The 12,215-nt window shown below is 65.9% G+C and carries 11 protein-coding genes; 3 read left to right on the top strand and 8 right to left on the bottom strand.

What is annotated here, in order from left to right; translation table 11 throughout:
• From NZ951_02860 to NZ951_02850, 3 genes are all read left to right on the top strand, one after another.
• On the top strand, nt 1-441 hold a 441-nt coding region (locus NZ951_02860), incomplete at its 5' end, for a glutaredoxin (GenBank protein MCS7206860.1).
• A 24-nt stretch (nt 442-465) separates the two neighbouring features.
• Nucleotides 466-714, top strand: coding sequence for a thioredoxin family protein (locus tag NZ951_02855; GenBank protein ID MCS7206859.1), 249 nt, complete (start codon nt 466-468; stop codon nt 712-714).
• 3 nt (nt 715-717) lie between these two features.
• Entirely contained in the window at nt 718-2,070 is a 1,353-nt protein-coding gene (locus tag NZ951_02850; GenBank protein MCS7206858.1) for a peptidase MA family metallohydrolase, read from the top strand.
• 24 nt (nt 2,071-2,094) lie between these two features.
• Here the strand turns inward: NZ951_02850 and NZ951_02845 are convergent, their stop codons facing one another.
• The 8 genes from NZ951_02845 to NZ951_02810 form a co-directional block, all read right to left on the bottom strand.
• A complete protein-coding gene (locus tag NZ951_02845) occupies nt 2,095-2,385 on the bottom strand; it encodes a GYD domain-containing protein (GenBank protein MCS7206857.1) in 291 nt (96 codons plus the stop codon).
• A gap of 195 nt (nt 2,386-2,580) precedes the next feature.
• On the bottom strand, nt 2,581-3,540 hold the full coding sequence (locus NZ951_02840) for an ABC transporter permease (protein ID MCS7206856.1): 960 nt from the start codon (nt 3,538-3,540) through the stop codon (nt 2,581-2,583).
• 6 nt (nt 3,541-3,546) lie between these two features.
• The gene (locus tag NZ951_02835) at nt 3,547-4,476 is read right to left on the bottom strand and encodes an ABC transporter permease (protein ID MCS7206855.1); all 930 of its coding nucleotides are present in this window, start codon (nt 4,474-4,476) and stop codon (nt 3,547-3,549) included.
• A 39-nt stretch (nt 4,477-4,515) separates the two neighbouring features.
• On the bottom strand, nt 4,516-6,201 hold the full coding sequence (locus NZ951_02830) for a peptide ABC transporter substrate-binding protein (protein MCS7206854.1): 1,686 nt from the start codon (nt 6,199-6,201) through the stop codon (nt 4,516-4,518).
• Nucleotides 6,202-6,287: 86 nt separating this feature from the next.
• Nucleotides 6,288-7,419 (bottom strand): peptide chain release factor 2 gene (gene prfB / locus NZ951_02825; protein MCS7206853.1). Its coding sequence is split into 2 segments (ribosomal slippage): nt 6,288-7,343 and nt 7,345-7,419, totalling 1,131 coding nucleotides; the frame shifts between segments, so codons are not numbered across the junction.
• A 14-nt stretch (nt 7,420-7,433) separates the two neighbouring features.
• A complete protein-coding gene (gene nfi, locus NZ951_02820; GenBank protein ID MCS7206852.1) occupies nt 7,434-8,141 on the bottom strand; it encodes a deoxyribonuclease V in 708 nt (235 codons plus the stop codon).
• A gap of 21 nt (nt 8,142-8,162) precedes the next feature.
• Complete coding sequence (locus NZ951_02815) at nt 8,163-10,328, bottom strand: UvrD-helicase domain-containing protein (GenBank protein MCS7206851.1); 2,166 nt, start codon at nt 10,326-10,328, stop codon at nt 8,163-8,165.
• Between the two features lie 59 nt (nt 10,329-10,387).
• Complete coding sequence (locus NZ951_02810; GenBank protein MCS7206850.1) at nt 10,388-12,214, bottom strand: acetyl-CoA carboxylase carboxyltransferase subunit alpha/beta; 1,827 nt, start codon at nt 12,212-12,214, stop codon at nt 10,388-10,390.
• Nucleotide 12,215: the final 1 nt, after the last annotated feature.

Here is a 12,215-nt window from a genome sequence, read left to right as displayed (position 1 = left end):
GACCAGGCCCTGTTGCAGGAGCGCTTCAGCCGTAGCCTGCTCAAGGACATCACCATCACCCTGTTTACCTCGCGGAGCGCGGGTCTGCTTCTGGTGCCGGGGCGGGAATGCCCCACCTGCCCCCAGGTGCAACAGGTCTTGGAGGAGGTGGTCTCCCTTTCGCCCAAACTGCGCCTGGAGGTGGTGGACTTCTACGTTCAGGCCGAGGAGGCCCGCCGTCGCAGGGTGGACCGTATCCCGTGCTTCACCTTCAGCGCCGACGACCAACCCTACGACAACATCAAGTTCTACGGTCTCCCTACGGGGTACGAGTTCACCACCCTGATAGAGGACATCCTCGCCCTCTCTCGGGGAGTATCGTCCCTGCGTCCCGCCCTGCGGGAGGTGGTGCGCCAGATAGACAAGGAGGTGCACCTGCAGGTCTTCGTCACCCCCACCTGACCCCACTGTCCCCAGGTGGCCAGGTTGGCCCACGCCGTGGCAATGGAAAACGCCCGCATCCGCGCCGATGTGGTGGAGGCGGAGGAGTTCCCCCACCTGGCTCAGACCTACCAGGTGCGGGCGGTGCCCAAGACCATTATCGACGGCTTCGCCGAAGTGACGGGTGCGGTATCGCCGGAGATGTTCGTGGAGAAACTCCTCACCGTGGTGGGGCGGTTTGACCTTGTGGGGCGTCTGAAAGCCCTTCAGGAGCAGGAGCGCAAAGGGGGATAAACCATGTGGCGCATGCTTGCTGGGGCTTTGGTGGTGGCCGTGGTGGGTGCTATGTGGCCGTGGGTGGCGCATGGGGCGGGTCCCGAGATCACCCCCAAAGGGGTGGAGAGCAGGTTCCCCGAGGGCATCCTGTTCCGAGTGGAGGCCCAGAGCGATGCCCCCATCACCCGCCTCGTGTTGCGCTTCCGCGTGGGCAATGAACGGAGCCGGCGCTTCCAACCTGTGGACATCACCCCTGCCCCCCGCATCGCCACCGAAGTTTTCATCCGCACCGACACCGCCGCCCGCTACATTCCCCCAGGGGCGCGCATTGAATACCTGTGGGAGGTGGAGGACCAGGCGGGCAATCGCCGCGAGACAGCCCCCGACACCTTTGTGCTGTTGGATCCCCGCTGGACCACCTGGGAAAGCCTGCAGCAGGGTCAAGTTACCGTCTACTTCTATGCCCCCATTCGCACCCGTGCCCAGACCATCGCCCAGGCGGTGGAGGAGACTTTCCAAAAGTGGGGGCCGGTGCTCGGGGTGGAGACCTTCAACCCGGTAACGGTGGTGGTCTACACCACCTATCGGGACATGCTTCCCGCCTTGCCCCCCACCAGTCGCACGGTGCGCACTCAGCTGGTCACTGAGGGCACCACCTTCGCCGACCAGGGGGTCATCGTCATGCTGGCGTCGGGGCCAGCCGTGCGGGGCATCGCCTCCCACGAGGCCATGCACTTCCTGCTGGACGCTGCGTTGGCCAACCGCCGTCTGCCCATCCCCGTGTGGTTCAACGAGGGCATTGCCGAAATGGGTAACCTAGCCCCCACTACGGAATACGACCAGGCCCTGTTCCAGGCCCTCCGGCGGGGCACCCTGCTCCCCATCACCGATGTGGAGAGCATGCCCGGCCGCCCCGACGATGTCATCCTGGTCTATGGGCAGGGCAAGGCGATGGTGAAGTTTATCCTGGAGCAGTATGGGGAGGAGCGCTTACGCCAACTGCTCCGCCTATTGGACCAGAACATCCGCTTCCGGGACGCCTTCCAGCAGGTCTACGGCACCAGCCTGCTGGAGGTGGAGAACGCCTGGCGGCGCACTATCGGTGCCCCTCTGCGTGCGCCCCTTGCGGACGAGGCCCCCTTGCCCACGCCCATTCCCCTCCCCACCATTATCCCCTTCGGGGTGCCCACCCCGCCCGCTGTCGTGCCCACGCCCACCCCGGAAACCGTCGCCCCCGCCCCGACGCCTACACCTCGCCCCCCCACCCGAACCGGAGGATGCGCCCCCGGCCGCACCGCCGCAGGCGACGGCCTCCTGGTGGTGGGAGGAGTGGTGGTCTTGAGCGCATGGGGGTGGCTCCGCCGTCGGCGGTAGCGCCCCTAGCGGCGCCACTTCCCTTTATTTGCGCAGACGGGCGATGAACTCGTCTATGGGGATGGCGGCGAGGGTCTGAATCTTCACACTGCCCCGAGAGGCCAGTTCCGCCGAGGCCCGCGCCACGGTGGCGTTGTCCGGGGCCTCCACGATGTTGACAAAGTCGTAGGGGCCCAGAACGGCATACTGGGCCAACACTTTCACCCCAAAGGAGCGCTCCAGCTCGGCGTTGACCTCCTTGATGCGGGTGGGGTTGGTCTTGATGGTCTTGGCCCCTTCGTCCGTCAGGGTGCTGAGCATCACGAAGATGGGCATGGGGCACCTCCCTGGCGTTCTCTTGCCCTCCCTTCCGTTACTGTATCACCCCCCCTTTGGGGGGTCAATGCAGCTCCGGGGCAAAAGGTGCACGGGGGGAATTGCAGTGCCCCCAGCTGGGGAGGGGAGGTTTCTGCCATGGGCGCAGGGTGCGGGGATACCTTCCGTGCTCTGATGGGCCTCATCCCCGGCCGGCTAGCGGGCCTTGGGGTTGAGCACATCATTCAGGGCATCCCCCAGGAGGTTCCAGGCGAAAATGAGGAGTGCGACGGTAATGACAGGGGGTAAGAGCATATGGGGCCACCGCTGAAGCACCGAGATGCTCTGCCCCTCCCAGATCATGTTCCCCAGGCTGGGCACGGGCGGTTGAATACCGATGCCCAACCAGCTGAGGACCACCTCCGCCCCCGCAATGGCTCCCAGTCCCATGGAGATGGACACAATCACGGGGGGCAAGGCGTTGGGCAGAATGTGCACCAGCAGGATGCGCCACAGGGACGCCCCCGCAGCCCGGGCTGACTCCACAAACGCCTGCTCCTTCAAGTACAGCACCTGCCCCCGCACCAGACGGGCCATACCGATCCACGAGAAGGCCGCCAGCGCCCCAAACACCACAAAGTAGTCCACGATGCCCCAGCGCACCAAGCCTCGTATCCCCGTGGCATCCTCGAAGTCCCGCACCATCTCCAGCACCCGAGGCTTCAAAGTGGCCGCCAGCAGAATGACCAGCAAAATGCCGGGGAAAGCAGTGAATAACTCCCCAATGCGCATGATCACCGAGTCCACCTTCCCCCCCAGGTAGCCCGACAGCAGGCCCAAAGTAATGCCCAACAGCATGCTCCCCGTGAGCACCGCTGCCGCTGTGATGATAAGGTTGGTGCGCAGGGCATAGATGATGCGGGAGAGGATATCCCGCCCCACGCCGTCGGTGCCCAGCCAGTGGCGGGCGCTGGGGGGCTGACGCACTGCCGTGAGGTCTTGCTGGTTGTAGCCGTAGGGGGCAACCCAGTGGGCAAAAAGGCCACTGCCATAGAGAATGGCGATGACCACCAGGGCGAACACGGCCTTGGGCTTCCTCAGCAGGCGGCGCATGGAGCGGAGCCACAGGCTCTCGCTCCGCCCTGTAGGCACCGCCACCGCGTGCGCTTGTGCCATGCCGTTCTACCTATAGCGGATGCGGGGGTCTAGGACAGCGTACAGGATGTCCACCAGCAGGTTGGCCAGCACAAAGGAGACCGCAAAGATCATCACCAGGGCGGTGATGATGGGGTAATCCCGCCGGAAGATGGACTCCACCGCCAGACGACCAATCCCGGGAATGCCGAAAATGGTTTCGGTGATGAAGGCTCCCTCCACCAACCCTGCCAGGGAGAACCCTAAAACGGTGACGACGGGGATAAGGGCGTTGCGCAAAACATGCCGGGTTTGCACGAGCGTCTCGGGCAGGCCCTTGGCGCGGGCGGTGCGCACGAAGTCCTGCCCCAACACCTCCAACGCCGAGGCGCGGGTCAGGCGACCGATGCCCGCAACGCCCGGCAAGCCCATGACTAGAGCGGGCATGACGATGTGGGGGCTGAAAAACCCCTGCCACCCCGAAGTGGGGAGCAGGTCCAACCGCACCGCAAATACCAAAATCAGGAAAGGTGCGGTGATGAACACGGGCATGGAGTAGAAAAACAAGGCTCCGCTGACCAGGGCCGTGTCCAGCCAGGTGCCCTGCCGATAGGCGGCCAGCAGCCCTAAGGGGATGCCCAGGATAATCCCGATGAGAAGGGCGGCGCACCCCAACTGGGCTGACACCCAGATGCGCTTGCCAATGAGGGAGGAAACACTCCGTCCCGGATAGGTGTAACTCTCGCCCAGGTCGCCGCGCACCGCCTTGCGGATGTAGTCCAGGTATTGCACTAGGAGGGGGCGGTCCAACCCCATCTCCCGACGCAAGCGGGCAGCCGCCTCGGGGGTATACTTGGTGCCTAGGCGCACCTGCACGGGGTCGCCGGGGCCGTAGCGCCCGAGCACGAAGGTTACGAAGGTTACCGACGCCAGGAGCACCGGCAGCCACAACAAGCGCCGGACGATGTAGACCAGCACCGCCCCTCTCCCCCGGCGGGCGAACCTACCAGTGCCCGCCTAGCGTTCAATCCACACATCCTTCAGGCGGGGGACGATCATGGGCAGGAGTTTGTAGCCCTTCACATAGGGTTTGATGAGGGCGAAGCGCTCCCCACTATACCACAGGGGCACCCACGCCGCCTCCCGCACGATAATCTCCTCGGCCTTGTTGTACAACTCCACCCGCGTGTTCCAGTCCTTCTCCACCCGCGCCTGCTCCAGGAGGCGGTCCACCTCAGGGTTGGCGTAGTAGGTGTGGTTCTGGGGGCTCTTGCTGTGGAAAAGCACATCCAGGAAGTTCTGGGGGTCGGGGTAGTCGGCGATCCATCCCAGGCCGGCGAAGGCCTGGAAGGTGCCCCGGTTCAGTTCCTGCAGGAAGGTGGCCCACTCCACCTGTTGCACCTCCACCTCTACCCCCAGAACCTGCTTCCACTGGTCCATAATCACTTCCAGGTCTAGGCCGGCCGAGCCGCCCGTGCCAGGGACGGTCATGACGATGCGGGGGAGGCGACCGGCATATTTGGACTCCGCCAGCAGACGCTTGGCCAACTCGGGGTTGTGCTTCAGGCCCTTGTCCTGGATAGCAGGGTTGTAGCCGGGGAAGCCCGGGGGCAAAATGCCATAGGCAGGGGTAACCAGGTTGGAGAGCACCTGGGTAGCGATGAGCTCCTTGTTGATGGCGTGGTTGAGGGCCTGGCGGACTTTCACATCGTCAAAGGGGGGCTTCGTGACATTGAAGCCGATGTAATAGGTGTCAAAGGACATGGGGGCTTGCACCAGTTCCTTGCTGAGGGGGTTGCGGGGATCCCGCACCCGCTCTAAGTCGGCCAGCCCCACGCCCGTGATGTGAATCTCGTCGTTCTCGTACATGGCCATAGGGCTTCCGCCCGACAAGATGAGTTCCACCCGCTCCAGTTTGGGGGGGCCGCGGTAAAAGTCGGGGTTACGCTCCAGAACGATGCGCTCCCCCACCCGATACTCCCGCAGTTTGAAGGGGCCGGTGCCGTTGGGCTGGTCGGTCCAGCGCCGCCCCATGCGCTGAATTTGCTCCCGGTCCACCACAAAGCCCGTGGGGTAGGTGAGTTTGGCGATGAAGTAGACCTTGGGGGCGTCAATGGTGATTTGCAGGGTATAGCGGTCAATCACCCGTATCCCGCTGATCTCGGTGGCTTTGCCCTCCAGTTTCTCTTTGACGCCCACGATATCCCCCAAATAGGTTTCGGCGACGGGGGACTGGGTCTTGGGGTCGGCGGCGCGCTCAAAGGAATACTTGAAATCCTCGGCGGTAACCTCTTTCCCGTTGTGGAACTTCACGCCCCGGCGCAGGTAGAAGGTGTAGGTGCGCCCGTCGGGGCTAATCTCCCACCGCTCGGCGATGTCGGGGATGACCCGCAGGTCGGTGTCCAGGGTGACCAGCCCGCTGAAAATTTCCACGATGACGAAGGCGGAGGTAACATCGGTGGTCAGGTGGGGGTCCAGGGTGGGGGGGTCATCCCACAGGCGGCGGAACACGCCCCCCGTCCTGGGGGTGGGGGCCGGCGCCCCTGGCGCTACGGTTGGAGTAGGGGTAGGGGCTACGCCGGGAGCGGCGGGGGCGGGGGTTGGTGCCCGTGGGGTTGGTTGGGCCGCCTCCCGACGGCACCCCACGGTCAGAGCGAGTAGGAGCACGCTGACGACGGTGAGCCACACCACAGCCCGCTTCATGGTGTCCTCCCCAAGTGGGCAAGCCTGCAGGCCCTTCTAGGATATTATAACGGAGTGCTCTGCCCTAGCGTTGGGCAGACGATGGTTCATCGGTGCTCCGCTGGGGTGGCGCCCTTGCCCACGCTCCAGAGCAGATACGCCTTCAGGAAGGCGTCCAGGTCTCCGTCCAGCACCCCTTCGGCGTCGGGGGTTTCGTGGCCGGTGCGGTGATCCTTTACTAGCTTATACGGATGAAGCACATAGGAGCGGATTTGGGCACCAAACTCGGCGGGGATGTGCTCCCCTTTTAGGCGGGCTAACTCCTCCTGGCGTTGGCGCTCCCGCAGGGCCATCAAGCGCGCCCGCAGGATGCGCAGGGCGATCTCCCGGTTCTGGTGCTGGGAGCGCTCCTGCTGACAGGTAACGGTGATACCGGTGGGCAGGTGGGTGATGCGCACCGCCGAGGCGACCTTCTGCACATTCTGTCCCCCGTGGCCCGAGGCGCGGAAGGTCTCTATGCGCAGGTCATCGGGGTGAATGACCACATCCCCCACCTGCTCGGCGACGGGCAGCACCTCCACCAAGGCGAAGGAGGTGTGGCGGGCGCGGTCGGCATCAAAGGGGGAGATGCGCACCAGGCGGTGGGTGCCCTTTTCCCCCTTGAGCCATCCGTAGGCGTAGGGGCCCCCCACCTCCAGCGTGGCGCTCTTGATGCCTGCCTCCTCACCGGGGGAGCGGTCCAGCACCCGCACCCGGAATCCCCTGCGCTCCGCCCAGCGCACGTACATCCGCAGGAGCATCTCCGCCCAGTCGTGGGCATCGGTGCCCCCCAGCCCTGCGTGCACCGAGAGCAGCGCATCCCGCTGGTCATAGGGGCCTGCAAGGGCTGCACGCACCAGCAGGTCCTCCATGTCCCGCTGCACGGAGGCCAACTCGTTGTCCAGGTCAGGGGCCAGGCCCTCATCCCCTTCCCGCAGGGCCAAATCCACCAAACCGGCCACTTCCGAGAGGCGGCGCTGGAGAGCCTGCCAGGCTTCCACCTCCTCCCGCAGGGCGTTGAGACGCTGGAGGACGGCCTGGGCGCTCACGGGGTCATCCCAGAAAGTGGGGGAGGTGCTCTGCTCTTCCAGGGCGGCCCGCTCTTTCTGCTTGCGGGGGATGTCAAAGGCGCTCCAGCAGGACGGCCAGGCGTTCCTGGGCCTGCTGGAGGCGTTCCTGAATCTCCTGGAGAGGGGGCATGCTTTTGGGCCTCGCTACAGCAAGCGCTCTTGCCAGGGCGTGTGGGGCGCCCGCTCCGGCAGACGGCCCCCCGCCGCCAGGTGGGCCAGGCGGGTCGGCTCGGGCAGGCGATGCCCCCGACTACATGCTACGACAATCCGCACAGCCCCCGCTAGGTCAATCCGGTGCCCCGGGGAGACATACACCGGCGCCCCACCTGCACGGGTGCGCACTGCCGCCCCGATGACCTCCCCTCTGTCTACCAATGGCTCCCAGGCTCCTGCCTTATCAGCCACGGGGGCGTGCGTCCCCCGCAACAGGCTCTTAGCACAGCCGATAGTCGGGCGGTCCACCAGAAGCCCAATGTGGCAGGCGATGCCGAACCGCCGGGGATGGGCGATGCCCTGCCCGTCCACGATGAAGCAGTCGGGGGTAATGGTGAGGCGCTCCAAGGCGGCGACCAGCACCGGCACCTCCCGAAAGGCCAAGAGGCCAGGGATATAGGGGAAGGTAACTTGGCGGCGGGCCGTGCGCACCTCCACCACCTCCAGGTTGGGGAAGGCCACCACCACCGCCGCCCCTATGGCCCATCCCTCGGCATCCTCGGCCGACAGGTCCAGGCCACAGACCGTCTGGGGCGGAGTAGGCAGAGGCTCCAGGCGCAGGTGCCGGGCCAGGCGCTCCTGTACAGCTATGGCCTCGGCAGGGGAAACATCCCAGGGGTGCAAAGGGTGCACTTTCACAGGGCCAGGATAGCACAGGGGCTAAACGACTGGCTCCAAGGGGGCAATGGGATACAGCAAACGCTTTACCCCTGCGTGCGTAAAGGCCACCGTAACCTCGTGCTCGTTGCCTGCGGGGGTAATGGATATGACGACGCCCTCCCCGAAGCGGCTGTGGCGCACCCGGTCGCCCGCCTTGAAGGGTGGAGGCGAAGAGGGGGGAGGCGAGGGGGCGGGGGAGCGCCCCTCCCCTGCGGGTTTGCGCACCCGCGGGGGGCCTTGCACGACCTGGGGCGGTAAGTCCTTCAGGAAGCGTGAGGGGAGGGTGGGATGGCTCTCCCCCGCCAGGTGCCGACGGAACGCCCGTAAGAGGTACAACCTGTCCTGGGCGCGGGTCATCCCCACATACAGGAGCCGCCGCTCCTCCTCAATCTCCTCGGGCGAGTCCAGGGAGCGGTAGTGGGGCAAGAGCCCCTCCTCCAACCCCACCAGGAACACCACGGGGAACTCCAAGCCCTTGGCCTGGTGCAGGGTCAGGAGGGTTACCACATCCCGTTGGGTGTCCACCTCGTCCTGTTCGGAGACCAGGGAGACCCGTTCCAGGAAGGTGATGAGGCCCTGGGGAGGGGAAAGGGCCTTGAACTCGCTGGCCAGGCCCCGCAGTTCCACCAGGTTCTCCCAACGCTTCTCCCCGTCCTCCTGGGACAAAAGCCACTCCTTGTACCCTGTCCGCTCCACCACGGCGTCCATCAGGGACACGAGGTCAAGGGTCCGGGCCTGCCCGGAGAGATCCGCCAGCAAATGGGCGAAGCGCTGCACGGCGGCGAGGGATTGCCCGGTCAGGGGGAGGTCTCCTTCGCCTTGTGCCAGGCCCAGGAGCACTTCCCCCGCCCCTTTGCCGTGAACCTGGGCGTAGTGGAGGAGAGCGTCGTGGGCCTTGGGGCCGATACCGCGCGGGGGTGTATTGATGACCCGCTGGAGACTGACGATGTCATTGGGGTTCACCAGGAGGCGTAGGTAGGCCAGCAGGTCTTTGACCTCCCGCCGTTGGTAGAAGCGGATGGCCCCCACCACGCGGTAGGGGATACCATACCGCAGGAAGGCCTCCTCTAAGGCGCGGGATTGGGCGTGGGTACGGTAGAGCACCACACACTGGCGGTAGGTGGCGACCTTCTGCTGCACCAGGCGCTCTATCTCCCCCGCCACCCACGCCGCCTCCTCGTCCTCATTGAAGGCCTCGTGCACCACAATGGGCACTCCCCCCTGGCGCACGGGCACCATGCGCTTGGCGATGCGGAGAGTGTTGGCACGGATGATGCCCTCTGCCGCCTGGAGGATAGGGGGTGTGGAGCGGTAGTTCTCCTCCAAATACAGCACACGGCAATCGGGGAAGTCCTTCTGGAACTCCAGAATGTTGCGGATGTCGGCGTTGCGCCAGGAGTAGATGGACTGGTCGGGGTCGCCCACCACGCAGATGTTGCGCCACTTGCCCGCCAGCTGCTTGGCCAGGGCATACTGGGCGCGGTTGGTGTCCTGGAACTCGTCAATGAGCAGGTGCAGGTAGCGTTCCTGGTATTTGCCCAGCACCGCGGCGTGGTCGCGGAACAGCTGGTAGGTGAGCAGGAGCAGGTCATCAAAGTCCACCGCCTGGCTCTGGGCCAGGAGGGCCTGGTAGCGCTGGTAGACCTTGGCGATGACCTGCTCCAGGTAGGTCTGGGCCTGGGCACTGTAGCCGTCCGGCCCTAGCAGGCGGGCCTTGGCGTGGGAGATAGCGTGGTGGATGGCACCCAGGTTATAGCGCTTGGGGTCAAACCCCGCGTCCCCCACCGCCTGCTTGAGCACCGCCCGCTGGTCCTCTTCGTCATAGATGGTGAAGGAGGGGGACAGACCGATGGCCTTCCCCTCCCGCCGCAGAATGGCAGCGCACAGGGCATGGAAGGTGCCACAGGTGAGGTGCTCAGCGCGCGGCCCCAACAGACGGTGGAGGCGATCCAGCAACTCCCGCGCCGCACGGTTGGTGAAGGTAACGGCGCAGATGCGTGTGGGGGAGACCCCCGCCTCCCGCACCAGGTAAGCAATGCGGTGCACAATGACCCGCGTCTTCCCGGACCCTGGGCCGGCCACGATAAGGAGGGGGCCTTCCAGTGTTGTGACCGCTTCCCGCTGGCTGGGGTTGAGGCTTTCCAGGAGGGTGCTCACATGGGGCATGATATCCCACACGGTGCGCCGATACGCCTATGGGGGACAGAGCCATGGGCAAGGCCCTCCTACCGCTGCGGCGGACTTGCTGTGTGCGAGGGCGATGGGGGCGGAGGGGTGGGCGCTGGGGCAGAATCTGCCCCCTCTGCAGAGGGCCCCGGGGGTTCTGATGCTTGGGGAGTCTTCCTTTCCCGCAGGAGGGCAATCTCCCGCGCCAGGGCGGCACGGAAGTAGGAGGTATACTCCCCCAGGCGGCGAAAGCGCTGGTAGCGCATCTGGAGAAGGCGGTTGGGGTTGTTCCGGGGCACACTGGCCAGCGCCCGCAGAAGCGCCCGCCGAAGCATCTGCACGGCGGCCGGGAAATCGGCCTGGACACCCCCCGACGGCTCGGGGACGATGGCGTCCACCAGTCCGCTCTCCATGCAGTCCCGCGCCGTCAGGTGCAGGGCTGACGCCGCCTCGGGTGCCCGCTCGGGGGCGCGAAACATTAATCCGGCCGTCTCCTCTGGGGAGGCGGGGGTCAGGATGGCTCCCGCCTGCATGAGGAGGCGGTCGGTGGCTCCCAGGGCCAGGGCCGCTTCGGCCCCGCCTTCGCCGATCACCACCCCCACGGTGGGCACCGGCGTCGCAAGGAGGAGGGACAGGGTCTCCGCCAGGGCGAAGCCGATGCCTTCCTGCTCCGCCTCCACGCGGCGGGAAGGGCCCAGGGTGTCAATGAGGGTAATAAGGGGCAGGCCGACCTCCCCCGCCAAGCGCATGGCGCGCTGGGCCTTGCGCAGGCCCTGGGGGGAGGTGGACGCCGGCCCCGCCAGGGTGCGCTGGTGGGCTATCACCACCACCCCCCGCCCCTCTAACCCCCCAATGCCACACAGAATGTCCGGGGCGTTGGAGCCTTGACGGTCGCCCCCCAGTTCCACGAAGGGGGTGAACAGGTGCTCCACATAAGCCCTGGCCCCGGGGCGCTGGGGGGAACGGGCCTGTTGCACCGCCTCCCAGGCGGACGGCACCACAGGGGCGGGGTCTTTCCCTTTGGGGCGTTTGAAGGGCTCCCGTGCTCCATCTCCTGCCAGCAGGCTCAAAAGGGTGCCCAGCGCTTCCCTCTGCTGGCGGCGGTCCACGATGTGGTCGATATACCCCAAAGCCCATTGCCCTTCGGCCGAGTGGATGCTTTCCACCTGACGCTTATCATTGCCCTGCAGGAGAATCTGGCGGGGGGCAAGGCCCAGGATGGCCCCTGGCTCCGCCAGAATCAGGTGGGCAAGGGGGACGATGCTGGCGAAGGCCTGCCCGGTGACGGGGCTGGCGCACAGGCAGAGGAAGGGTAGCCCCGCCGCGCGGAAGCGGTTGATAGCCACCACCGCCTTGCCCATTTGGGCAAGGGAGAGGGGGCCCTCTTGCACCCGTGCCCCCCCGCTGGTGATGCACGCCACCACGGGGCGCTTGCGCCGGCGGGCATATTCAAAGGCCAGGGCCGTTTTCTCCCCCACCACACACCCCATCCCTCCGCCAAGGAAGGAGAAGTCCAACACCAGGAGCACTGCCTTGACGCCTCCGATGGTGCACTTGCCCACCACGGCCGCCTCGGCGAGGCCCGTGCGCTTCTGCTCCCGGAACAGGCGCTGGCGATAGGGCACCTTCCCCTCAAAGGCCAGGGGGTCCAGGGAGGTCACCCGCCGATACTTCTCCTTGAAGGAGTTGGGGTCGGCCAACAGGGCGATGCGCTCCCGCGCCGTGAGGGCATAGTGCCACCCGCATGCCCCGCACACCCGCCACTGGCGGTAGGTGTCGTCGGCTGCAAGGTCTGCCGTGCATTGCCAACACCGCTCATGCCGGAGGGGCGCCCACTTCTCCCCTTTCTTCCGGTGGAACACCAATCCCCAAAGGTTACCCACCATT

Source organism: Dehalococcoidia bacterium, from assembly GCA_025060295.1.
Classification (GTDB): Bacteria; Chloroflexota; Dehalococcoidia; order Lucifugimonadales; family HRBIN23; genus HRBIN23.
Note: the sequence above shows the minus strand (reverse complement) of the source record. Positions and strands in the feature narration are given on the sequence as shown.